This window comes from Hyphomicrobium facile (genome assembly GCF_900116175.1).
Taxonomy (GTDB): domain Bacteria; phylum Pseudomonadota; class Alphaproteobacteria; order Rhizobiales; family Hyphomicrobiaceae; genus Hyphomicrobium_B; species Hyphomicrobium_B facile.
Window position 1 is genome coordinate 354181 of sequence record NZ_FPCH01000001.1, and the last position, 22978, is coordinate 377158.

Genomic DNA, 22978 nt, shown 5'->3' on the forward strand with positions numbered 1-22978 from the left:
TACATATCTGCTGTCCAACAACAGAACGACTAGGGCCGCGCGGGATGCGCGTGAACGAAGAAAAGTTGCAAACCTTAGGAAGTTCATCACTGTTCAATTCGTGCGTCGGGCCGAAAAGGTCTGCTCAGTTCGATAACGCGCTCGGAAGGAGGATACCAACCTTGTGGCGCGTAGCTATCATCGTGAAGATAGCAGCGGACGCGGACCAGCTTTGATCCTGCCGTGAACGTGAAATGCCGGCTCATCGGTGGGCAAGTCACGAAGGAATGATACTTCGAGAGCTGAGCGCAATTGACGAAGTTGGTGCCCCACTTCCGCTCTATGTGACTGCGGCCGCTGACGACGTCGTCGGGATACGTATGGGTGTGCCCGCCCAGCCAGATATCGACGCTTCCTTCGTTCGCCGCGAGGTAGCGCTCGAACCGTTCGGCCTTCGGTACGTCATCGACGAAGTAAAGATAAGATGCGCCTTCAGGCACGCCATCGACACCGTGATATCTGCCGTGCCGGTAACGCCCATCGGGATACCGGGACACGCCTTCATAGTCGCCAGATGCGACTGTTGTTTCTCGCAGCATGTGGTGGTGGGCCGTAACGACGATCTCGCCGTTGCTTTGGGCCTCTTCAACATGCTGCTGCCACCAACTGAAGGTTTCGCCCGTTACCGCACCAGCTGGAGATCCGCCGCCGAACTCCTGCCGACCTACAGGGTAGGGAAGATCGTTGCGATCGCTCATCATGAGGAAGCGAAGATTGCCGACTTTGAATGAGTAGCGTTCCCAAGACCCTTCCGTCTGATAGGGGCGGCGGCTCAGATCAACGCCGGAGGTCGCCGGGTGCTCGCCCACCGGGTCCACCCATTTGCGAAACCACCAGTTTGCTGGCTTTCCCTGGCTTGAAGGGGCGCTGCCGGGCGAGGCGTCGTGGTTCCCCGCAACCGGATAGATTTGTTCGCGACGGTGCTGTTTCAGAACGCCGAGCTGGCGGACGACCTCCCGTCCTTGCTCGTCGTCAGGAATATCCCAAAGGCCGGCGTTGTCACCGAGGTCGAGTGCGATGTCCCAGGGGAACGAAGGGCCGCCGAGTTCGCCACCCTCTTCAGATTGCTTGAGCGCGTTGGCCAGGCTCTCCGGATATCCAGCCGGCGGTATAAACCCCATGCCGTTGCGGATGGCCGCGGAGACGGCGCGATCGGTCGCGACGTGTGCATCAGAGAAGACCCAAAGATTGAACGTCTCGGCCTCGCCGTTCGCGTCAGCTGCTTGTGTCGTCATGGCGTTCCCCCAGTTCAGTGCATCTGGGAGCCGACGATTGATGTGCGTAGTTCCCGCCGATCAATGCGATGGTGGCCGGGCCGGTATCCAATAAGAATTGCGGGATTGTATTTCGATATTTTTCATTTGCGCGTCTGGGCACCACGCGTTTGGGAGCCAGCGCAGTTGCGGAAAAACGCAACGACGCATCTCTTGAACAGATCGTCGGACGGCTAAGCCTAGAGCCACACGTGACGGCGGCGAGTTGGCAAGTCGACCGCACTATTTCGGAAGAATAGAGCGATACGGTGCGCGCCCTGATAAAAATTGGCACGAATGAGAGCAAACTCCAGTGGCGCCCAAGGTGGAACTTCGTAACGAGCCTCCAGGTTCGGCCGCTGACCTGCATCGACATGCTGACATCGAACTTTAGAACTACTGCTGCTTCGTCGCGTTTTGCACTAGTCGATAGATAAGCAATGTGGGCTCGAGACCCGATGCCGATGACGACCGGAAAAGGCGGCTTGGAGGCGATCAATCAGGTGCCGGTGAGACAATCCGGTTTGGCCGCTCTTGGTCTAGCCGCCCTTGGCGTCGTTTTCGGGGATATTGGAACGAGCCCTTTATACACCTTGAAAACCGTTGTCGCGCTCGCCGGCGGCAAATCCGATCCGGACGTCGTTCTCGGGTGCCTATCACTCATCATTTGGACCCTCACAATCATTACGACCATCAAGTACGTGATGGTTGCGATGCAAATCGATAACGACGGCGAAGGGGGGATCTTAGCGCTGATGTCGCTGATCGGCATTAAACGTCATAGACGGCCGATGATCATTGCTGCAGGTCTTTTCGGCGCGGCGCTCATCTATGGTGACGGCGCCATCACTCCCGCAATCTCTGTCTTGTCGGCCGTTGAAGGCCTGGAGCGCGCGGCGCCGGCTGTCGCGCCTTATATCCTGCCGCTCACGATCGGCATACTCGTCGCATTGTTTCTTATCCAGCCACTGGGGACGGCGCGAATTGGCCGTGCCTTTGGTCCAATCATGCTTTGTTGGTTTGTTGTGATCGGGGTGCTCGGCCTTATAGCGATGTTCCGCCATCCTTCCGTTATCGGCGCCATCAACCCAGTGTATGCGATCCATTTCCTGGCAATAAGCGGTGTTACCGGTTTTTTGGTGCTTGGCGGTGTGTTCCTATGTGTTACCGGCGCTGAAGCGCTCTACGCTGACATGGGCCATTTCGGTGCGGCCCCCATTCGTCTCTCGTGGTTCGGGATCGTTTTTCCGGCCCTCTTCTTTTCCTATGCCGGACAGAGCGCCTATATCCTTGATAACGGCGCGAGCGACGACAACATCTTTTTCCGTCTCTGCCCGGATTCGCTACTTCTTCCTCTCGTCATCTTGGCGACGTTGGCAACAATCATCGCCAGCCAATCAATTATTTCCGGCGCGTTCTCGATGACGCGGCAAGCGATCCGGCTAGGCTGGATGCCGCGTATGTTCGTTACGCAAACGTCCGAAGAAGGCTATGGCCAGATCTACGTCGGTGTCGTCAACTGGCTTCTCATGCTGGTAACGATTGGTCTCGTGCTCGCATTTCGCAAATCGGACAACCTGGCGTCGGCGTATGGCATCGCCGTCTCTGCGACCATGCTTATGACGAGTGTCCTCCTGTTCATCGCCATGCGGGAAGTTCTGCAGTGGAGTCTGATCAAGGCCGCAATTGTGGCGGGCTTCTTTTTGACAGTCGACTCCCTGTTTTTTGCCGCCAATCTCGTCAAGATCGCTGATGGTGGGTATATTCCACTCATTCTTGCGGCGTCCGTTTATGCCGTCATGTACATCTGGCACCTTGGGCAGACCGCGATGCGCGATCGTCTGCGGGGGCGAGCAATCCCTCTGGCGCCATTTCTTGCGGGCCTGCCCGCAGCGGGCGTGTCTCGCGTTCGAGGGTCTGCGGTATTCCTAACTCGCGTGAAGACGGAAACGCCGCCGGTCATCTGTTGGTACGTCGACCATTCCCATGCGCTGCAGGAGCGGGTCATCGCCCTTACGATGGAAACGCAACTCACGCCTTGGGTCGATGATGCGAACCGCGCAACACTCGCCCTCGAAGGTCCGAACTTCTGGCGTGTGAACGCACGTTATGGATTTCTCGAGCGACCAGACGTGGTGCAACTGCTCGACGATCTCACGAAGCGCGGCTGCGGCGTGGACCTTACGGATGTGACATATTATGTGGCCGTCGAAACTGTTGTTTCACGAGAGGACGGAGGCGGCCTGCCGAAATGGCTCGTCGCCGTCTTCGCTCTCTTGCATCGCAACGCCATGCACCTCTCTGATGCGTTCAATTTCCCGCGCGACCGCCTCATCGAGATCGGGAGGCAGGTCGCAATTTAGGACGATGTTGCCGCGATTACGTCTGCGTGGCCATCGCGATGTCAAGCGGCCCAGGCATCAGCTATTTGGAAAGCAGGCGCTGCGTTTGCCACCGCCTGAGCATGGGGTGTCGCGGACGACACATAGCCAGAGGGGCGCGCCAGAAGCGTTATGATGCGCCGACCGGGGGGCAGATCATCGAGAGGAATTTCGAAGCGCATGGTTTGATGCTTTCCGGCACGGGAGCGCAAACGGCCTCGCAGGCGATGTATGACCCTCTCGCCGGACACGACCTCGATGAACACTCGCCTCGATTGGCGGCTCGCCGGAAAACGCAGCGATACTCCGCATACCCTTGTATCCGGGTCGGATTCAATTTCGATGCAATGACCTACCGACGCTGCCGTATGACCTTGCGCCAGCGGTATGCGCTTCCACCGGCGCGGGTACCAAACGCCAAGATTGTCGCGTGCGACTCCGATCAAATTGTCGGATTTGAACGTCCGATGGTAGATGGCACGCGGCAGGAGCGGCGATGATAATACGTCGGCAATTCTTTGCAGCAGTCGGCGCTTTCGTCTGTTCGGGCGAATACTTGCGTAATGCTTCAACCAGACGCCAGGCGCGACAGGCGTCTCGGCAAGTCTGCGCAGCACTTCCTGCGGCACACCGAGGCCAAGCGTGTGCAGATAGTTGAGACCAGCGAGCGCCAATGGAACCAAGGCTCGGCGCTCGACAAGCTCGATCGTGCGGTCCCAATCGACGGCGCCGGCGTTGATGCGCTGACCGATGTCGATTGCCCAGTCTCCATCGCGGCCGACCACGCCATGTGCGAGACTGATCACAATGCTGTCCGCAGCAGAGGGAACGCGAACGTCAGTGCCGCCGAACGAGATTGATCTCGAATCTCGCCATAGTGCGCTTTCGAGTTCTTGGTCGCGACGACAGAAGTGAAACGCCTGAGTGTGCAGGTCGACTTCGCCGTAAACGCCCCGACGATAATTCGAGGACGCACGCAGCGGCGCGAGTTGCCGCAGCAGGAGGGCAGAATCGCCGTTCGTGGCCTCCCAACCTGCTCCTGTCAACACGCTGGCGGCACGCGGCCCATCCTCTTGTCGAACGAGTATGTCGACATCGCCCATCAAACGACGAACCGTTGGTCCGAATCCTTCTGCGTATCCGGCGGCGCCCTTGATGAGCATGCATTCGATCCCGGCCTTGCGAAGGGCTTTGATGGCCGGCAGCGTTTCACCCAGCATGACCTGGGTTTGGGTCCAATGGGATTTGGCGAGTCCATCGATGCGAGGCCGGTAGGTTGAGTTCGGATCGAGCGATCGCAGGCGACCTGAAAGAGGTGCAAGAATACGCATTTCAGGCCAACTCGCATCGTCGAGTTCGCGGCTCGCCAGCCAGCGATACCAAGCCGCACGCGCTGAGTCCGGCGAAGCGAGGCAAGCTTGAAGCAGAAGATCTATCTCAGGGGCCGGCCGCGCCCCTTTCAATACAGGGACCCTCATGTTGATCTCGCTCTCCTCCGCTCGAGCGAGGCACGAACAACGTCGAGATAACCGCGATCTGCCATCGGGTCATAGCCGTAACTCAAGCTCCCCGGGATGATCCGACGGAGCCCCAACACCTCCGGCAGCGTGTCGAAAATCAATCCGAGTTCGCGGCCTCTTTGGACCCAATCGATCATCTCGCCACGGCCACGCGCACCCCCTGGATCGTTGACGGGCCCGATCGCCGCAACGGCAGAAGTGCGCAACATCATGGCGGTGCGCGACAGGCAATCGGAAACCGCGCCGCTCGATCGATCATCGCTGCCATGCTGGAAACGCCGAACGCGACAGAACAGACCGTCGACGTGTGGTCCATGCGCCAATCGCTCCAATTGCCGTTCGGCTTTCTCGGGCAGCCAAATGTCATCGGCGTCCAAACCGGCAACGAACGGCGCCGATACGTTCCTCAACCCTACGGTCGTCGCTGCAGCCGCCCCCGCATTGCCTTGCCGGATAACGCGAACGGTGCCGCCGTATCTCGCGGCAATATCCGCCGTATCATCTGTCGAGCCGTCGTCAACCACGAGGATGTCGCTGGCGGCAACCGTTTGTGCAAGCACCGACCGGATTGCTTCATCCAACGTGCGCGCCGCGTTATATGCGGGGATGACTACTGCATACGCGTTATCCGACATCGACTTAGTTCCCAGCCCGAGACATCGCTGCCACCAGCGGATGCATGATGGGTCCCACTCGTCCCGCAGCGCGGCGACGCTTCAATGATTCCTGGAACACCTTGACCAGTTCGAGCCGCAGGGCCGGGATATTTCCCGACGTGTTTCCGGCGTGACGCCGGTGCAACGTTGCAATTTCGCGTTCGACCGCGATCTCATGATCCGTCTCAAGCAGGCGCAGGATCAGATCAAAATCGTCCGCCATAGTGAATGTGCTGTCGAACCCAAGTGGCCGCACAGCGCTGGTCCGGAACAGGCCGGCTGAGAGCTGAATACCAAGGATGCGCGCTGTGTTGGTGCCCGGCAAAGGCATCCGGTCCGGCCCGAGGGTCTGGAACATGAGCGTTTCACCCATGACGGCCGCTACACCGGGCGTTCCCTGGATCAGCGCGGCTTGACGCGCGAGACGGCCCGGCATGCAAAGATCGTCTTGATCAAGAAACGTAAGAAACTCGTGTCTAACTTCGGCCAGCCCAGCATTGCGCGATCCGGCGATGCCGCGCTTCTCCCCGGCGAAAACGCGGATATGAGGATCCTGCGCCTCGAGATCGCGCAGGCGCGCAAGCGTTCCATCAGTCGAGGAATCGTCGACGACGACGATATCCAGATCGACGCCGGCCTCGGCCGTAAGCGACCCTATAGATTGTTCTACGAATTCGGCCCCGTTATACGTCGTCATGATGACCGAGATCCGAGGGAGAGCTTGAACGGTCATTGCGTTCCTGCCTCTGAGCGGTCACGCGCATCATCGCTTGGTGGCCTACCGAACAAAGTCTCTGCCTCTTGGTGCTGCACGAAGAACAAGTCCAGCGGCTTACGCCGTCCCATCGCCCTTCGCCGGGCAATCGATTTATTGAGAACCTGGAGAGTGGAAGTGCGAATGGCGCGACCGTTGCGTGTCATATTGCCGTCGTGCCGACGGTAGAGCGAGGCAATCTCGGCTTCGACCAGCGCCTGCTTGTCGTGCTCGGCGAGCCGGAAGAAAAAATCCAGGTCTTCCGAGAAGGCGAGTTCTTCGTCGAACAACCCGAATTGACTGAACACACCTCTTCGAAACAGCGCACAGTGCAATGTAGGCAGCAACATGCTTACGCTCCGCGAACCGGGCCACGGACACTGCGCATCGTCGAGCTGCTCGAACAGTAGGGTCTGCCCGACGACATACGCTACCTCAGGATTGGCGAGAAGCTTTCCGAGCTGGCGCGCAATACGGCCGCGCGGGCAAACATCATCGCAATCGAGAAAAGTTACAAACTCGCCCTCGGCCGCTTGGACGCCAACATTGCGCGCGGCTGCGACGCCTCGATGTGGCCCGCGAATGATGCGCAGGCGCTGATCGCGGCGACTGATTTCAGAGACGATATCCAGAGAACGATCCGTCGATCCGTCATCGACAATGACGATGTCGAGCTGAAAGCCAGGCTCTTCTTCCAGCGAAGCCAGCGCTTCCCCAAGGTGCCGCTCACCGTTGAAAACCGGTATGATGATGCTGACTATGGGAGCGGTCATGGCGCACCGTTATCGAGAAACTGACGTACCGCTCTGCTGATCTCGGACGGGTCGTTGGAAAGGTTCATGCGCCACGTCGGAACGCGCCGCGTCAGTGCCGTGGCAAAAACGAAGCCGGATTTCTGCGCGCCCGGAAGCTGCTGCCACATGGATGCGGCTGCGTGATGGAATAAATCCTGAGGTCGAAGAGGCTCGAATGTCGTCTGATCTGCACGAGCGATCCGGGGAAGCACGAGCGCCACAACGACAGCACTCTCGGCCATGCATCCCCTAAAATGTAACTCGGGATCGATTTCGACCTTGCCCTGCCAATTCAGCGCTAAGGGCTTCTCTAACTCGCGTGGCCCAAGGACACGTTGGATACCGGCCGGGTCCTGTTTCAGCAACTGATGGACACGATGGACGCGAGGCACAGGGTCCGCCGTGACCACTACATAGTCGTCGCCCACGGTCTGAAGCCCCGAGCTGATGCCCGCGAGCGTCGTACCCGACTTGCCGCTGCCGCCCGCACCGACGAACAGCATAGCCCTGTGCCCCGAGACGAGAGAGCTGGCGTGCATCATGCGCATTCCGCGCTGCGCAGTGGCCCAGTGAATAAGCAAACGGAAAGGCGAGCCAGCATCCCACGGCGGCAGGTGCGCCAGCGAGGTCACCCACTGCACGCCGACGCCGGTACGCGGATTGAAAAGCGTGCATGGTTCGGTTGGATTGTTGTACGCGTCTGGCCGGCCGACGATGCCGATTAGGCCCGCTTCTCCGGCAAGCCGCTCGAAATCAGGTCCGAGGGATTGGTAGAAAGCAAGGCTTGCCGCATCGGGGCTGCCTACCGTCGGTGCCTCGCCGAGATGGAAGTGCAGATCATCGGTCCCGGTATTCGTTGTGATCGCACCACCGAGCCGACGTGCATAGAGATCGGCCATGGCGGCCGATGGCATGTGGAGACGGATGGACAGACCCGCTACGCGGACCCGGACCTGATGGGCCCGTTTAGCGTGTCGCGCTGTGAATAAGTCAAGCGCGTCTAAAAGTTGGTCTGCGCGCGGCCGGTTTGCCTCAGATTGCGCAACACCGGACAGAGCGTCCGCAATCATGCACCGACGCCATTGTCGTTGCGTATGACAGGCCAGCCGAGGTGCTCCTCGGTATCATGCACCGGGTCTGCCAGGATCAGGTCCTTCATGTCCTCATAGGACTCGACCGAGAAGGCAATTTCGCCCGCCTCGGCACGTGCCACCGTCTCGCTCCCCTCGAGCGCAACCGGGCTCGTACCGCACGGGCGCAACAGGCCGGCATTCACGAGATTCGCAATGATGAGATGACTTTCATGAGCGAGGTTTGAATTTATCTGAGCTAAGCGGTCGGCGATCGCTACTGGGTTGTGTCCTGACGTAACATCCCGCCACAGTGCGGCCGCGAGATCGCGCAGACTCCAGTAGACACCGCTCGACAAATTCAGTGCCACGATCTCGCCGTCAAAATCGTTGGCGACGCAGTCGGGAGTTGAGACCTCCAAGATGCCAATATCGGCCGCAGCCACTACCATTTAAAATCTTCCCCGAATCTGGACAGACCAATCGAAGTTGCTGAATCATCCGACGGGCCGATCCCATCTGGCGCGGTTTTGCGCGAAAAGCGAGGTGGCTGCCCGCAATTGTTCACAATATTCACAACGCGCTGGATTTCGCCGCATGGCGTTGCGGTTCCGCTACTCTTGCCGTTCGTTGCAGCGGGCACGAACGCCGCCATACCTGGGACAGTGACAAGTATACGGCGACGCACTTGTCGATAGCCGGCCGCGGCCCGGTCTGGCCGATCCACGGCACAGACGGCAAAGCCGTCTCGCAGAGGTGAAAGCGACGTGGGTGTGAGCGCTCTATCTTCTGGAAGTCAAGTAGCGCCCCCGCACGGTCAGGCGTCCTTGTGCGGCTTGACGAGCCAACGACATTCACGCCGGTCTCAAATTCGAAGAATGTCCGCTAGCTGAGCTTCGCATCTAGAGCGAGATCAAGTTGGCAGTCGGTGTCGGATGCAAATTTGGAGACGGCGACGCCAACCAGACGAATGCCTGTCGTGACCGGATAGACGGATCGCACGAGGGACAAACTTATATCGTGAAGGCGATCGCGCGTTGCCACAGTTCCCGATATGGTGCGGCTGCGGGTGACGATCCGGAAATCCGCGTATTTTATTTTCACGGTGACGGTCGCGCCGAAGCTTTGATTTTTCTCGCACCAGGCCCAGACGTCATCGGCCATTTCGAGTATTCCCGCTTCGATCTCCGCGGGAAGGATACGATCCTCCGCAAACGTTGTCTCGGAACCCGACGACTTCCTTGGCCGATTGGGCTCGACGGGCCGGTCGTCTTCGCCGCGCGCGATGGCGTAATACCAGGCGCCGGATCTGCCGAAATGCTGCTGAAGAAATTCGATACTCTGCGCTCGAAGATCGGCGCCAGTGTGTATGCCGAGCCCGTTGAGTCTATCAGCCGTCACCGGCCCCACGCCGTGAAACTTCTTGACCGGCAGGCTCTCGATGAATTTCGCGCCAAGCTGGGGCGGAATGACGAATTGCCCATTGGGCTTGCGCATGTCGGAGGCGAGCTTGGCGAGGAATTTGTTATAGGAGATGCCGGCGGATGCAGTTAGTTGCGTCTCGGCGAGGATGCGAGCGCGAATTTCGGATGCGGTGGCAGAAGCGGTCGGCAACCCGCGCAAGTTCTCCGTGACGTCGAGATAGGCCTCGTCGAGCGAAAGCGGTTCGATGAGTGGCGTGTACGCGGCGAAGATTTCCCTGATTTGACGCGAGACGGCGCGATAGACCTCGAACCGCGGCGGCACGAAGATGAGATCGGGGCATTGCCGCAGCGCCGTCGTCGAGGGCATGGCGGAGCGCACGCCGAACGCGCGTGCTTCGTAACTCGCGGCAGCGACGACGCCGCGCTTGGCGCCATAACCGACGGCAACCGGCTTGCCGTGTAGCTCGGGATTATCTCGCTGCTCAACCGAGGCGTAGAAGGCATCCATGTCGACATGAATGATTTTGCGAACGGCGATTTCGATCATGGCGGAAGTTTAGCACAATCGTCGGTGCCAGCCGAGGATGACAATGTGGCCGGGCCATTCCGTTATCGAGGGTGCCAAGAGAAGACCGCGTCATGGTGCGGGATATCTTCACGCGTTCCAGCGCAGGAACCCAGCCCTAGCGTAAGCTCGTCTGTTGCGACGCGCGAAGACGGCACTCCTGAAAGTAATTCTAATCCCGCTGATAGGCTATTGGATCATTTTCAATGATGGCCTCGTGAACGAGCTCCAACTCTGGAGGCCGATCATTGGCTTCGGCGCAAATCTCCTCGTGGCTCGCCGGAGCCGCGTGTTGCTATCAACCACACGGATAAGGCTGAACGCGTTCAGATCTAGATTCATGACGCGCTTGTCGACTTCCCGATCGCGCGCGGTGCGCTCAGATTTGGTGTCGACAGGCTCGCCAGTAATCCCGTTTCTGCTTCGTCGTGAGGGCAATGCAGATGAAGTAGGGCCCGTCGCAAAGCGGGTAGTAGTTCCGTTTTGCTTTATCGGTTCAAGGCGCGGTCACTTAAATAATCCTCGCAAACGCCGCCGCTCCGGTTGAAGGCTCCACAGCCGGAGTCTCGGCTTTGACGGCACGTTGGCTCGGCTGAGGCTGTTCTTCTGTCAGCCCGACGATCTCATCACGCCCAAACATCGCTTCCAGCGTACGCACGCAAAGCATCACGCTGTCGCTCGCAAGGCGATAGTAGACCAGCTTGGCTTCGCGGCGCGTGACGACGAGATCCGCACGGCGAAGCTCGGCAAGTTGCTGACTGAGCGTTGGCTGACCGATGCCCGTTGCCTTCTCGATCTCCGCTACGCCCCGCTCGCCGCCGAGAAGATAAGAAAGGATCATCAGACGCTGCGGCTGTGCGAAGACACGAATTTTTTCGGTCGCGGTATCCGCGAGTTCACGAGACTGAAAAAGCGCGCTCATCTGTCAGCTTTCAAACGATAGAACCAGTCGTGCGGTAGAGCCGCCGTCAAGCGGCCCTGCGGAACGACCGGCGGAACAAGAATATCATCGCCGGGCTGCCAATCGGCGGGCGTGAGTGCGTCTCCGTTCTGCGACCGCCGAAGCGCCGCCACCATGCGCAGCATCTCTTCGACGGATCGTCCGACGCTCATCGGATACCAGTTCATGGCGCGAATGATCCCTTTGGGATCGATGAAATAGACCGCGCGAACGGCAGACGAATCCGCCGCTTCTTCATCGAGCATCCCGTAGGCACGCCCGATCGCCATCGACGGATCCTCGACGACAGGAAACGGAACCTCGACACCGGATAGCTCCCTGATCGCATTCAACCACGCGACGTGAGAGAACAGGCTGTCGACGGACAATCCAAGCAGGTCGCAGTCCATCTCGGCAAACCGCGGCGCCGCCTTGGCCAAGGCGACGAATTCGCTGGTGCAGACCGGCGTGAAATCGGCGGGGTGCGAAAAGAACACCACCCATCGCCCGCGAAACTGATCGAGGGTCACCTCGCCCTGCGTCGTGCGAGCCCGGAAATTGGGCGCCAAATCCCCAATTCGGAGAGGCCGAGCGCCCGTCGTTACTGTGTTTTCCATAGCGCCTGCTTGCCACAGCACTCCCACTTGACGCAAGAAAAATACACAATTACATAATTTATGAAATCATAGGAGTTACAGCCCATGGACCCCGTTGTCAGTCAAGCCGACGCCTTGATCCGCAGATCGCGCGAATCCGCAGTGAAACCCGCGATTCAGGCCTTCTTCGACGAACCGACGAACACGGTGAGTTACGTCGTGCATGATCCTGCCACCCGTGCAGCGGCGATCATCGACAGCGTATTGGATTTCGACCAGGCGGCTGGCCGTACCGACACGAAGTCGGCAGATGCGATCATTGCCTATGTTCGCTCCAACGGGTTGAAGGTCGAGTGGTTGCTGGAAACGCACGCGCACGCCGATCACCTCTCGGCCGCGCCGTATCTGCAGAATGCGCTCGGCGGCAAACTGGCGATCGGACGCGAGATCATTCGCGTCCAAAACGTCTTCGGAAAAATCTTCAACGTCGGCACCGAGTTCGAGCGCGACGGATCAGAATTCGATCGGCTGTTCGCCGATGGCGACCGCTTTCAGATCGGAGAGATCGAGGCGATTACGCTCCACGTGCCGGGACACACGCCAGCCGACATGGCGTATGTCATCGGTGACGCCGTCTTCACGGGCGACACGTTGTTCATGCCTGATTACGGCACCGCCCGAGCGGATTTCCCCGGCGGCGATGCGCGTCAGCTTTATCGCTCGATACGCCGCCTCCTGCAGCTGCCGGAAGAGACGCGTCTTTTCCTCTGCCACGACTACAAAGCTGATGGACGCGATGAATATGCCTGGGAAACGACAGTCGGCGCCGAGCGCGCCAGCAACATCCACGTCCACGAAGGCGTGAGCGAAGACGAATTCGTCGCCATGCGGACGACCAGGGATGCGACGCTCTCGATGCCCAAGCTCATTCTGCCTTCGGTCCAAGTCAACATGCGCGGCGGGCGCCTCCCCGAGTCTGAGGACAATGGAACGCGCTATCTGAAACTACCGCTGAACGTGCTGTGATGCCGGGCTTTCCTCAAGCTGCCCCGATAGAGGGCCTCGTCGGCGGACTTCTCATCGGCCTCGCCGCAGCAATCATGTTGCTCGGCAACGGGCGCATCGCCGGCGTCAGCGGGCTGTTCGCACGGGCGCTAGCCATATCGCCCGGTAAAACGCCGCGACAGCTGGCGTGGGCTTTCATCATCGGCTTGCCCATCGGGGCCGGGTTGGTCGAGCTCGTCGTCGGCGTGAACGCCAACTTCCCCACTCCCGCCGTGCTGCTCATCGCGGGTGCGGTCGTCGGCTTCGGCACGCAGCTCGGATCGGGCTGCACGAGTGGGCATGGCATTTGCGGCCTTTCCCGCCTTTCAAAACGCTCCGTCTTCGCGACGCTCACCTTCATGAGCGCAGGCGTGATCACGGTCACGATGATGCGACTGCTGGGATTATCTCCATGACGAGAGAGAACGTACTCGCCCTGCTCAGCGGCGTACTCTTCGGCGCGGGTCTCGCCATATCCGGAATGATCGATCCGGCGAGGGTTCGCGCGTTTCTCGACGTGACTGGCAATTGGGATCCCACCTTGGGCTTCGTCATGGGCGGTGCGCTGCTTCCGATGGCCGTTGCTTGGCAGGTAGCGAAGCGCCTCCGAAAGCCGCTTGTGTCGAATGACTTTCATCTTCCTTCGACGAGCGACGTCGATTGGCGATTGATCAGCGGCGCGGCGATTTTCGGAATCGGTTGGGGTCTTGCCGGCATTTGTCCTGGCCCCGGGATAGCAGCCCTCGCGGTCCAGCCAATGTCGGCGCTCCTCTTTGTATTAGCCATGGCTGCGGGCATGCGACTGCACAGTTTCATTTTTTCAGCGCGAAGCCTGAGCCGAGCGTAAAGCAGGAGATTTTTTTCATGTCCTTCAAGGAACTCAGCCCGACATTCTCGGTCGCGCCGCAATTGACGGAAGCAGACATTGCCGAAGCTGCAAAAATGGGCTTCCGCTCGATCGTATCCAACCGGCCCGACGGCGAAGAGCGGGGGCAGCCAACTGCGTCGGACATATCCCACGTTGCCGAAAGCAACGGCATGGCGTTCGCGCATGTACCGGTCGTCGCGGGGAAGATCACGAGCGACGATGCCGACGCGATGCGGGATGCACTCGCGCATCTCCCTCGCCCGGTACTGGCATTCTGCCGAAGCGGCACGCGTTCGGCGACGCTGTGGGCGCTAGCCGATTCCGACCCGAAAGAGCCTGCAATCACGATCGAAACCGCCAGGCGTGCAGGTTACGACCTGAGATCCATCATGCCGTCGCTCGAGCGACGCGCTAAAGCAGCCCGCCCGATGACCTACGACATTCTCATCGTCGGCGGCGGATCGGCTGGAATTTCTACAGCGGCGAGCCTGCGCAAGCGCAACCGGAAAATTTCGATCGCCGTCATCGATCCTGCAGAGACCCATTACTATCAGCCGGGCTGGACGTTGGTCGGTGCCGGCGTGTTCTCGCCCGAGCAGACGCGGCACAGCGAAGCGAGCGTCATTCCGAAAGGCGTCGAATGGATCAAGGCGGCCGTCACCGGGTTCCTGCCTGAACAGAACCAGGTCCAGCTCGCTGATGGGCGCATCGTGAAATATCACGTGCTCGTCGCGGCCCCGGGCATCAAGCTCGCTTGGGACGCCATCCCGGGTCTTGCTGAAGCACTCGGCTCCAACGGCGTGACGTCCAACTATCGCTACGATCTGGCCCCCTACACGTATCGGCTGGTACGAGAATTCCGTCGCGGCCGCGCGCTCTTCACTCAACCGCCGATGCCGATCAAATGCGCCGGCGCACCGCAGAAGGCGATGTACCTGTCGTGCGACATCTGGAGCGACGCCCGCGTGCTTCAGGATATCGACGTCGAATTTCATAACGCCGGCGCAGTGCTTTTCGGTGTTCCGGCCTATGTGCCTGCGCTCAAAAACTACATCGAACGATACGGCATAGACCTCCGCCTGGAATCAAAGCTGGTGGCAGTCGATGGCCAAAGGAAAATTGCGACCCTCGAACGCAAGACCGCCGATGGCTCCACAGAACGCATCGAGCGATCATTCGACCTGCTCCATGCCGTGCCGCCCCAAGTGGCGCCCGAGTTCGTTGCCAGCAGCCCGCTCGCGGGTCCCGGTGGCTTCATCGAAGTCGACCAGGCGACGCTCCAGCACGTGCGCTATCAAAACGTCTTCGCCCTGGGCGACGTGGCGGGAACGAGCAATGCGAAGACAGCTGCCGCGGCCCGCAAACAAGCGCCGGTGGTTGCGGTCAACGCGCTGGCTGTCCTGGAGGGCAAACAACCAGCCGCCGATTACAATGGCTATGGCTCCTGCCCTCTCACCGTCGAACGCGGCAAGATCGTGCTCGCGGAATTTGGATATGGCGGCAAGCTGCTTCCAAGCTTCCCCACTTGGCTGATCGACGGCACGCGCCCGAGCCGCGCCGCGTGGTTCCTCAAAGAGAGACTGCTGCCGCCGATCTATTGGCGGGGAATGCTCAAGGGTCGCGAATGGATGGTTCATCCGCACCTCATTGAGGAGCCGGTGTGACGCTCGAGCCTCTGCAATATTTCCTCGGCGCCGCTTCGGGATCGCTGGTCGGCTTCACACTTGCCCTTGTCGGTGGCGGTGGATCGATACTCGCAGTGCCGCTGATGGTCTACCTCGTGGGCGTTGCCAACCCGCACATCGCCATCGGAACGAGCGCGTTCGCCGTCGCCGTAAATGCTGCGACGGGACTCATAGGTCATGCCCGCGCGCACACAGTGAAATGGCGCTGCGGCGGAATGTATGCAGCCTCCGGCATCGTCGGGGCTCTGCTAGGTTCGACCATGGGCAAGGCCATTGATGGCCACAAGCTTCTCATTCTGTTTGCGATGGTCATGGTGCTCATCGGTGTTCTGATGCTGAAGGGGCGTGGCAATCCCGGCAACCCCGGCGCCGAATGCAATCGCGACAAAGCTCCCAAGGTTCTCAGCTACGGCCTGGGCACCGGACTCTTCTCCGGGTTCTTCGGGATTGGCGGCGGCTTTCTCATCGTGCCGGGTCTCGTTGGTTCGACGGGGATGCCGATCCTGAACGCGATAGGCACGTCGCTAATTGCCGTCACAGCGTTCGGGCTCACGACCGCGATGAATTATGCCTATTCCGGCCTCATCGACTGGCCGCTCGCACTCCTATTCATCGCCGGCGGCGTCGCTGGAGGATGGGCCGGCACCCACGTTGCCCGGCACCTAGCCAAGGAGCGGGGCCTGCTCACGACCGTATTCGCGGTCCTCATCTTCGTCGTCGCCGCATACATGATCTGGAAAAGTCTTCCCGCGATCGGATCGTAGCGAGAGGAAGCATGAGGCGCTCCGCCACCGATTCCGAAGAACCGGTGACGGAGTAAAGCCGCTAGAGGACGGGGGGGTACCCTAGCGGGCTTCACACAAAGCGTCGGATTGTTGCGTTGGCAGTGGCGGCGCCAGCGCCGGTGTCATGAGCTCTTGCCAGCTTAAGGCAAGCTTAAGGCCGAGGTCTCTGGGCCTATTGCGACAGCTCGTAACGAAGTGGCTCATCGACGAATTCCAAGCTCTTGCGAAGTTCGATGCCATCTTTTTTGCCGTCGAGAAGCACAGCGTCGTGCCTGACTCACTTGGCTACCCGGAATTTCATTTCACATATCAGGGGACGATCATCGAGGCGTCGCTTGAGCCGGTTGATCGGGTCGCCGGCAGATCAGCCGCAAAAGCCTCTACCGCGTACGCGGATTGGACAGACGGAGGCATGCGTCTGGAGGACTGCGAATGTCATTCTGATTGCAGCACGAAGCGCCGCGCGGGCGCGCCGAGAACATTTATAGTCGCAGCTTGATGCCGAGCTCCTGCGCGTCCTTGACGGATTAAAGAAGCTGGATGCGCTTCAGGTCGGCAGTTTCGCCGCGCGCTGCGATCCGAAGATCTATGAAGCCCTGGTGGAGTTGGCCGAGCGCCATCCAAAGGCGGTTTTGGTCCGCCGCTTTCTGCGCTCGCTGTCCAGAACGATTGCCGACGAATCAATCGAAGTCGCAGGGCGTAGTCTCGATGATTGGATTATGTGGGCTGCCACTAAGACCGACGAACTTGATCCGATGGTTCAGAGTGCCGAGCCCGTGTTCAGGAAACTCGCAAGTCATGAGCGGCTTGGAAAATCCCGTCAAATGTTGTGCTTGGCTATGATATTTTTTCTTGTAAAATCAATTAGTTATAAAAATTATTTGTGTTGAGTGGTGCCCAGAAGAGGACTCGAACCTCCACGCCTTGTGAGCGCTGCTACCTGAAAGCAGTGCGTCTACCAATTCCGCCATCTGGGCTCCGACGTGTCAGGTAGATTGTGCGAGCGCCGCAGTCAATTGCGTTACGAGTTAGCGGGGTGAGACAATCCATCAACCTTGGCCATCACCCTCGGCCATCAACTCTCGGCATGAGGCAGTCCGACAGGCTTCACAGCGTCAATTTGGATCGTTAGACCTGCAGCCAGCAATTGAGCCCATCGCGGCTGCAGCATCGAGGTTTCGGAATGGCAGAAAACGGCAAGCTGGCGACGGTTTTCGGAGGCTCCGGTTTCGTCGGCCGCTACATCGTCTGGTCGTTGGCCCGCAAGGGCTACCGGGTGCGTGCCGCCGTTCGCAGGCCCGATCTCGCGGGCTATCTGCAACCCATGGGCGTCGTCGGGCAGATCTACGGAGTTCAGGCGAACCTTCGTTTTGCCGATTCGATCGCGCGGGCCGTGGAAGGCGCCGAGGTCGTCATCAACGCCGTCGGAATTTTAGCGCCAAGCGGCGCACAGACCTTCGAAGCCTTGCACGCCGAGGGCGCGGCGCGTGTTGCGAAAGCCGCCAAGGAAGCGGGGGCGGCACGACTTGTCCATATTTCGGCGATTGGCGCGGACGCAGCGTCCGCCTCGCGTTATGCGCGAACGAAGGCGGAGGGAGAGCGGGCGACGTTTGCCGAATTCTCCACCGCGCAGATATTGAGGCCGTCGATCGTGTTCGGTCCGGAGGATGAGTTCTTCAACCGATTTGCATCGATGGCGCGCATGAGCCCGTTTCTTCCGCTGATCGGGGGCGGGGGCACGAAATTCCAACCGGTCTTCGTGGGAGACGTCGGGCAGGCCGCTGCCAATGCTGCCACGGGTGCCGGAAAGACGGGCACGATCTATGAACTAGGCGGCCCGGAGATTTTCACTTTCAGGGATCTGCTCGAGGTGACGCTTCGCTATGCGGATCGCCGGCGGCTCCTGTTGCCCATTCCGTTTGGGGTGGCGAAGCTCATGGCGATCTTGAGTTCGCCGCTCCCGAATTCGCTGCGTCCCATAACGCTCGATCAGGTCCGGCTGCTGCAGTCGGATAACGTTGTTTCGGAAGCTGCGAAAAAAGAAGGGCGCACAATTGAGGCGCTGGGCGTCGAACGGCCGGCATCAATCGATGGGATCGTTCCCGACTATCTGGAGCGGTTCAAGCCGAAGGGCCAATACGCCCATTATCACAACTGAAGCATTCTCGACTGAAGCGTTCTTGACCGAAGCATTCTGGGGCCGCTCGCCGCGGTGTCGTGACAAAAAAGTAGAGCCACCCAAGGGATTGGGCGGCTCTTCGCATTTAGAGGGTCTTCGCGTCGTTTTTCAATGCAGCGGTGCGATCGACAACTCGTCTTCCTGAGCATGTCCAATGGCCGCTTGCAGGGTGTCGGTCAGCGCGATTGGCGTCCCGTCGGCTGCGTGAAGCGAAAAAAGCGGAATGCCCTTCGGGAGGCCTTCGATCTGCGGGAACATCTCGATCGCTTCGTCCGAGGTCAGCGTCTTGATGTATGCGACCTCGCCGCCGCCAAGCCGTGCGAGCTCCAGCTCGCTCATGACGGGTCCTACAAGATCGTGGACTTCGGTAGCTTTTGCGGTGGTCTTAGTGTTCATGACGCTCTTCCTCCTTGTGTCGAGGCCGGGCTCTCATCGCAGCTCGGAAAGGTGTGGCACTCCTGCTGCCTTCCCTTCTGCGAGTGTGCTCCGATCCTCCGACGATTCGGCCGCCGGCGCTGTGACGCGAAAGACTCAGCTCAGGTCCGGCTTTTGATCTGCTTCGCCGTCCCTATCTCAATACGCCGGACAAGGCGCTCTGGTTCTAGGCGCTGTAAATCGACGGCCAACAGCCCGTTGGAAAGCTCGGCGCTTTTCACTTCAATGCCATCAGCCAGGACGAACGTTCTCGAAAACTGCCGGGAAGCGATGCCCCGGTAGAGATAATCGCGTGCCTTGTCGTCCTGCTGCTTGCCACGAACCGTCAATTGTTTGTCTTCGAGCGTTATTTCCAGCTCGTCGCGCGTAAATCCGGCCACCGCCAGTGTAATCCGGAGAAGCTCGCCGCCGGCGTCACCATCCCGGGCGATCCTCTCAATATTGTAAGGTGGATAACCGTCGCCACCCTTGGCGGCCCGGTCGACCAGCCGTTCGATTTCCTCGAAACCCAGAAGCAAGGGGTTCGAAAGTGCGGTTAGGCGTGTCATTTGAAGGTCCTCAGCCAAGCGACCATCTATTCCCGCCGGATGCCCTTTCGGGCCACCCGGTACACCGGCATCGTTGCCCGGTGATTTACTCAAGATATGGGGGTGTCGAACCGGTCTTCAAGCGTGATCGGGGGTGGGCAGTGTCGCGGGCGCCTCATGCGCCTTCAAAACGCTGTGGAGCCGGCTTTTTGCCTTCGTCCCGCCTTGGGGCCATGGCCAAGGAGCCGGGGCCAATAGGGTCTTATTCCGGGTAGGTGGATTCATGAAATTCGCGTCCGTGCTGTTCGCGTCGGCTTTTGCTTTTTCGATCGTTCCCTTCGCATGCTCAATCGCCGCCGCAGAGGAGCCGGCGACGGCACCAGCCGATGCCGCGAAAGCCTCGGATTCCGGAAAGGTCCTCGGCGATCCCGACGGGCCGCTTACCCCTGAAGAAAAGGCGGAGAAGGCGTCACGTCAGGCCTGCAAGGTCGATCTGTGCAAAGCCTTCCACTCGAAAGCTGCCTCGGGAAGCGACATCGCCTGCCATGTGATCAAAAGCTGGCGCAAGGAACAGCTTGTGAAGCTCGTCGGCAAACTGAAGGTGACCTGGCCTTACGATGGCGCCCACTGTTCGACAGACTTGAGCGTCAACCGGGGCGATCTGGTGAAGGCGATGACCGAGCCGAAAGCCGAGGTGGTTTTCGTCAAGCATACGGTCACATGCTCGATTGCAAGTGAGAAGAAGGGCGCGACGGATTTCTCGTTCGATTTGACTCCGAAAGTGACGTTCGAGAACGGGAAGGCGATCAAGGCGCAGGCTCAGTGGGGAAAGATCGAAGCGCCTACGCTGATCAAAAGTGCGCTTTGGACCGCGACCGCGGCAGACAACACCGTGAACATCCTATCGAGTTCCATCGTCGAGGAAGTCAACGAGTTCATCACGAAGCGATGCGACGAAGTCAAAGATCAATGGGCTGCCAAGCAATAGCCAGCTTATAACCTTTCGCATTTGCGAAGTGTTATATTGTTATTAGGCTGGCTTATGAGTGGTCATTGTAAATACGATTGGCACTTATTACCCAGCAAGCATAGGTACATGCCCGTTAAGCGTGGACAACCCACTCTTGGAGGAAACCATGAAGACGTGGTCGAAGCCTGAAGTTCGTGAGCAGGAAGTTGGTCTCGAAGTGACCAGCTATCTGCCGGCTGAGATCGATCTCATCTAATTCGGATGGGGTCGGCCTTAGGGTCGAACTGTTAAGCGGCGGCCGAGTCTCTCGGTCGTCGCTTTTTTTTATTGCGTCACCCGAGGCTTTCGATCGCCTCACGCTTTTCCTCAAGTTCCAGCCAACGCGTTTCAGCCGTTTCGAGCTGAAGCTGCGCCTGCGCCAACCGTTCGCTCGCTTTATCGAACGCCGGGCGGTCACGCGTGAAGAGATCTGCGTCGGCGAGCTTTGCGGCGATCAGCTGGATCTCTTCTTCGAGTTTCGCCATCTCCTGGGGAAGCGTCGTAAGCGCGTGCTTATCCTTGAAGGAAAGTTTCTGTTTCGCGGGAGCTGCCGCTGCATTCGAGTCTGCCGTGGCTTTGCGGGATGCTCCGGCGGAATTCAATTGCGATTTCTTTTTCAGACCCTCGCCTTTGCGCTGGGCGAGCATATCGGAATATCCGCCGGCATATTCGGTCCAATGGCCGTCGCCGTCGGGTGCCAATACGCTTGTTACGATGCGATCGAGGAAATCGCGGTCGTGGCTGACGAGCAGAATAGTGCCTGCGTAATCCGAAAGAAGCTCCTGCAAGAGATCAAGCGTTTCGAGATCGAGATCGTTCGTCGGCTCGTCGAGAATGAGCACGTTCGATGGCTTGGCCAGCGCTCGCGCGAGCATCAAGCGCGCCCGTTCTCCACCTGACAGAACACGGATCGGCGACAGCCGCTGTTCGGGAAGAAAGAGGAAGTCCTGCATGTAACTCGCGACATGCCGCGCCTTGCCATTGATGATGACCTGATCGCCGCGTCCGCCTGTCAGGGCGTCGGAAACCGTCCAATTGGGATTGAGCTCGTCGCGCTTCTGGTCGAGCGCCACGATTTCGAGATTGGCGCCGTGACGGATGTTGCCGCTGTCGGGGGCTATTTCTCCCGTCATCAACTTGATCAGCGTCGTCTTGCCGGCGCCGTTCGGGCCGACGATGCCGAGCCGGTCGTGCCGCATGATGCGGAGATCGAGGTTCGAGACGATATCGGTTTCGCCATAGGCTTTGGAGATGCCGGTGGCTTCGACGACGAGCTTGCCGGAGAGACTGCCTTCCGAAGCATCCAGGCGGACCGTGCCGACGGTATGGCGCTGCTCGCGCACCTCTTGGCGCATGGCCCTCAGCTCGCGCACGCGGCGGACGTTTCGCTTCCGCCGGCCTGTGACGCCGCCATGCATCCACTGATTTTCGCGGACGATCTTGCGGTCGAGTTTATGGCGCTCGATTTCTTCCTCTTCGAGGACCTTGTCGCGCCAATCCTCGAATGCCGCAAAGCTCTGTTCGAGGCGCCGCGTCCTGCCCCGGTCGAGCCATACGGTCGAGCGCGACAGCGTTTCGAGGAACCGCCTGTCGTGACTGATGAGGAGGAGCGCCGAGCGTGACGCCTGGAGCGTCGATTCCAGCCATTCGATCGCGGTGAGATCGAGATGGTTTGTCGGCTCGTCGAGCAGAAGGACGTCGGGCTTCGATACGATGGCCTGCGCGAGGCCCGCGCGCCGCGCTTCACCGCCCGAGAGATGCTGGGGGTCGCTGTCGCCGGAGAGCCCGAGTTCGCTCAGAAGGTAGTCGGCTTGATAGGGGTCGTCGGTCGGGCCGAGGCCGGACTCGACATATTCACGGACGGTTTTGAAGCCCGTGAAATCGGCTTCTTGCCGAAGATATCGAATGCTTGCATTCGGGTGGGCGAACCGCTCGCCGCTATCCGGTTCGACCAGTCCGGCTGCGATTTTCAGCAGGGTCGATTTTCCGGAGCCGTTGCGGCCGACGAGGCAGACGCGATCGCCGACGGCGACCGTCAGCTCGGCGCCTTCGAGCAGCGGAGTTCCGCCGAAGGTCAGGTTGATGTCTTTGAGCGTAATGAGAGGAGGAGCCATGAGGCCCCTCGTAGCGGCGGACGCGCGCCGGATCAATCCTTGCGGTCGTTGGGCGCAGCAAGCGTTACCAACAAACGCGGGACGGTGCGTTTTGCCGCACTAATCTCCGGCGCGGATGTTCCGTCAGCAGCAGCGGCTGATTTTGCCGCCGCCTTCGCCGTACCGGCTCGCCTGACGTTCGCGGAAGAAATCCTCGTAGCTCATAACGGGTTCATCCGGGTGAGCACGGCGGCGATGGGCGACGTAGGTTTCGTAATCAGGCACGCCGACCATCAGCCGCGCGGTCTTCGCGACGCCGGTTGCAAACTTGAACAGCAGGCTGGTGCTGGATATCCGCATG

At 59.7% G+C, this 22978-nt stretch carries 24 protein-coding genes and 1 tRNA gene; 10 read left to right on the plus strand and 15 right to left on the minus strand.

Going from position 1 to position 22978, the window contains the following annotated elements:
- Window positions 1–86: 86 nt before the first annotated feature.
- Complete coding sequence (locus BM399_RS01715; RefSeq protein WP_092863336.1) at window positions 87–1274, minus strand: metallophosphoesterase; 1188 nt, start codon at window positions 1272–1274, stop codon at window positions 87–89.
- Window positions 1275–1342: 68 nt separating this feature from the next.
- Between BM399_RS01715 and BM399_RS21530 the strand changes: the two genes are divergently transcribed.
- Window positions 1343–1552: a hypothetical protein gene (locus tag BM399_RS21530; protein WP_342028732.1), complete on the plus strand. Its 210-nt coding sequence runs from the start codon at window positions 1343–1345 to the stop codon at window positions 1550–1552.
- Window positions 1553–1756: 204 nt separating this feature from the next.
- A complete protein-coding gene (locus tag BM399_RS01720; RefSeq protein WP_092866128.1) occupies window positions 1757–3655 on the plus strand; it encodes a potassium transporter Kup in 1899 nt (632 codons plus the stop codon).
- A gap of 41 nt (window positions 3656–3696) precedes the next feature.
- On the opposite strand, the gene BM399_RS01725 is transcribed toward BM399_RS01720, so the two are convergent.
- From BM399_RS01725 to BM399_RS01770, 9 genes are all read right to left on the minus strand, one after another.
- Window positions 3697–5151 (minus strand): nucleotidyltransferase family protein, encoded by a 1455-nt coding sequence (locus BM399_RS01725; protein ID WP_092863339.1) that lies wholly within the window; start codon window positions 5149–5151, stop codon window positions 3697–3699.
- Window positions 5148–5828 (minus strand): glycosyltransferase family 2 protein, encoded by a 681-nt coding sequence (locus tag BM399_RS01730; protein WP_092863343.1) that lies wholly within the window; start codon window positions 5826–5828, stop codon window positions 5148–5150. The genes BM399_RS01725 and BM399_RS01730 overlap by 4 nt, the downstream gene beginning before the upstream one ends.
- Before the next feature lie 4 nt (window positions 5829–5832).
- Window positions 5833–6582 (minus strand): glycosyltransferase family 2 protein, encoded by a 750-nt coding sequence (locus tag BM399_RS01735; protein WP_092863347.1) that lies wholly within the window; start codon window positions 6580–6582, stop codon window positions 5833–5835.
- Entirely contained in the window at window positions 6579–7376 is a 798-nt protein-coding gene (locus BM399_RS01740; RefSeq protein WP_092863350.1) for a glycosyltransferase family 2 protein, read from the minus strand. Before BM399_RS01740 ends, BM399_RS01735 begins: the two co-directional genes overlap by 4 nt.
- A complete protein-coding gene (locus tag BM399_RS01745; RefSeq protein ID WP_143111303.1) occupies window positions 7373–8311 on the minus strand; it encodes a phosphoenolpyruvate carboxykinase (ATP) in 939 nt (312 codons plus the stop codon). Before BM399_RS01745 ends, BM399_RS01740 begins: the two co-directional genes overlap by 4 nt.
- 152 nt (window positions 8312–8463) lie before the next feature.
- Window positions 8464–8919: a hypothetical protein gene (locus BM399_RS01750; RefSeq protein WP_143111304.1), complete on the minus strand. Its 456-nt coding sequence runs from the start codon at window positions 8917–8919 to the stop codon at window positions 8464–8466.
- Between the two features lie 433 nt (window positions 8920–9352).
- Complete coding sequence (dinB, locus tag BM399_RS01760) at window positions 9353–10438, minus strand: DNA polymerase IV (protein WP_092863362.1); 1086 nt, start codon at window positions 10436–10438, stop codon at window positions 9353–9355.
- A 529-nt stretch (window positions 10439–10967) separates the two neighbouring features.
- Window positions 10968–11378: an ArsR/SmtB family transcription factor gene (locus tag BM399_RS01765; RefSeq protein WP_092863365.1), complete on the minus strand. Its 411-nt coding sequence runs from the start codon at window positions 11376–11378 to the stop codon at window positions 10968–10970.
- Window positions 11375–12013 carry a peroxiredoxin gene (locus tag BM399_RS01770; protein ID WP_092863368.1) on the minus strand — a complete coding sequence of 213 codons (639 nt, stop codon included), beginning with the start codon at window positions 12011–12013 and terminating at the stop codon, window positions 11375–11377. The genes BM399_RS01765 and BM399_RS01770 overlap by 4 nt, the downstream gene beginning before the upstream one ends.
- A gap of 84 nt (window positions 12014–12097) precedes the next feature.
- Here BM399_RS01770 and BM399_RS01775 point away from each other — a divergent pair, with 84 nt between their 5' ends.
- The 5 genes from BM399_RS01775 to BM399_RS01795 are packed head-to-tail and all read left to right on the plus strand — an operon-like array spanning window position 12098 to window position 16353.
- Window positions 12098–13018: an MBL fold metallo-hydrolase gene (locus BM399_RS01775; protein ID WP_092863370.1), complete on the plus strand. Its 921-nt coding sequence runs from the start codon at window positions 12098–12100 to the stop codon at window positions 13016–13018.
- A complete protein-coding gene (locus BM399_RS01780) occupies window positions 13018–13452 on the plus strand; it encodes a YeeE/YedE family protein (protein ID WP_177228016.1) in 435 nt (144 codons plus the stop codon). Before BM399_RS01775 ends, BM399_RS01780 begins: the two co-directional genes overlap by 1 nt.
- Window positions 13449–13883, plus strand: coding sequence for a DUF6691 family protein (locus BM399_RS01785; RefSeq protein ID WP_092863376.1), 435 nt, complete (start codon window positions 13449–13451; stop codon window positions 13881–13883). Before BM399_RS01780 ends, BM399_RS01785 begins: the two co-directional genes overlap by 4 nt.
- A 17-nt stretch (window positions 13884–13900) precedes the next feature.
- Window positions 13901–15568 (plus strand): bifunctional protein tyrosine phosphatase family protein/NAD(P)/FAD-dependent oxidoreductase, encoded by a 1668-nt coding sequence (locus BM399_RS01790; RefSeq protein ID WP_092863379.1) that lies wholly within the window; start codon window positions 13901–13903, stop codon window positions 15566–15568.
- Window positions 15565–16353, plus strand: coding sequence for a sulfite exporter TauE/SafE family protein (locus BM399_RS01795; RefSeq protein WP_092863382.1), 789 nt, complete (start codon window positions 15565–15567; stop codon window positions 16351–16353). The genes BM399_RS01790 and BM399_RS01795 overlap by 4 nt, the downstream gene beginning before the upstream one ends.
- 912 nt (window positions 16354–17265) lie before the next feature.
- On the opposite strand, the gene BM399_RS01805 is transcribed toward BM399_RS01795, so the two are convergent.
- Window positions 17266–17351 (minus strand) — tRNA-Leu (locus BM399_RS01805).
- A 206-nt stretch (window positions 17352–17557) separates the two neighbouring features.
- Here BM399_RS01805 and BM399_RS01810 point away from each other — a divergent pair.
- On the plus strand, window positions 17558–18532 hold the full coding sequence (locus BM399_RS01810; protein ID WP_092863388.1) for a complex I NDUFA9 subunit family protein: 975 nt from the start codon (window positions 17558–17560) through the stop codon (window positions 18530–18532).
- 129 nt (window positions 18533–18661) lie between these two features.
- Here BM399_RS01810 and BM399_RS01815 read toward each other — a convergent pair whose 3' ends face one another.
- Both BM399_RS01815 and BM399_RS01820 read right to left on the minus strand, forming a co-directional pair.
- Window positions 18662–18949, minus strand: a complete 288-nt coding sequence (locus BM399_RS01815) for a BQ00720 family protein (protein WP_092863391.1) — start codon at window positions 18947–18949, stop codon at window positions 18662–18664.
- A 140-nt stretch (window positions 18950–19089) separates the two neighbouring features.
- On the minus strand, window positions 19090–19536 hold the full coding sequence (locus BM399_RS01820) for an Hsp20 family protein (RefSeq protein ID WP_092863394.1): 447 nt from the start codon (window positions 19534–19536) through the stop codon (window positions 19090–19092).
- Between the two features lie 262 nt (window positions 19537–19798).
- Here BM399_RS01820 and BM399_RS01825 point away from each other — a divergent pair, with 262 nt between their 5' ends.
- Window positions 19799–20503, plus strand: coding sequence for a hypothetical protein (locus BM399_RS01825; protein WP_092863397.1), 705 nt, complete (start codon window positions 19799–19801; stop codon window positions 20501–20503).
- 148 nt (window positions 20504–20651) lie between these two features.
- The gene (pqqA, locus tag BM399_RS01830; RefSeq protein ID WP_045838205.1) at window positions 20652–20741 is read left to right on the plus strand and encodes a pyrroloquinoline quinone precursor peptide PqqA; all 90 of its coding nucleotides are present in this window, start codon (window positions 20652–20654) and stop codon (window positions 20739–20741) included.
- A gap of 76 nt (window positions 20742–20817) precedes the next feature.
- On the opposite strand, the gene BM399_RS01835 is transcribed toward pqqA, so the two are convergent.
- Both BM399_RS01835 and BM399_RS01840 read right to left on the minus strand, forming a co-directional pair.
- Entirely contained in the window at window positions 20818–22638 is a 1821-nt protein-coding gene (locus BM399_RS01835; protein ID WP_092863400.1) for an ABC-F family ATP-binding cassette domain-containing protein, read from the minus strand.
- Window positions 22639–22761: 123 nt separating this feature from the next.
- Entirely contained in the window at window positions 22762–22977 is a 216-nt protein-coding gene (locus BM399_RS01840; protein WP_092863403.1) for a YbdD/YjiX family protein, read from the minus strand.
- Window position 22978 lies beyond the last annotated feature (1 nt).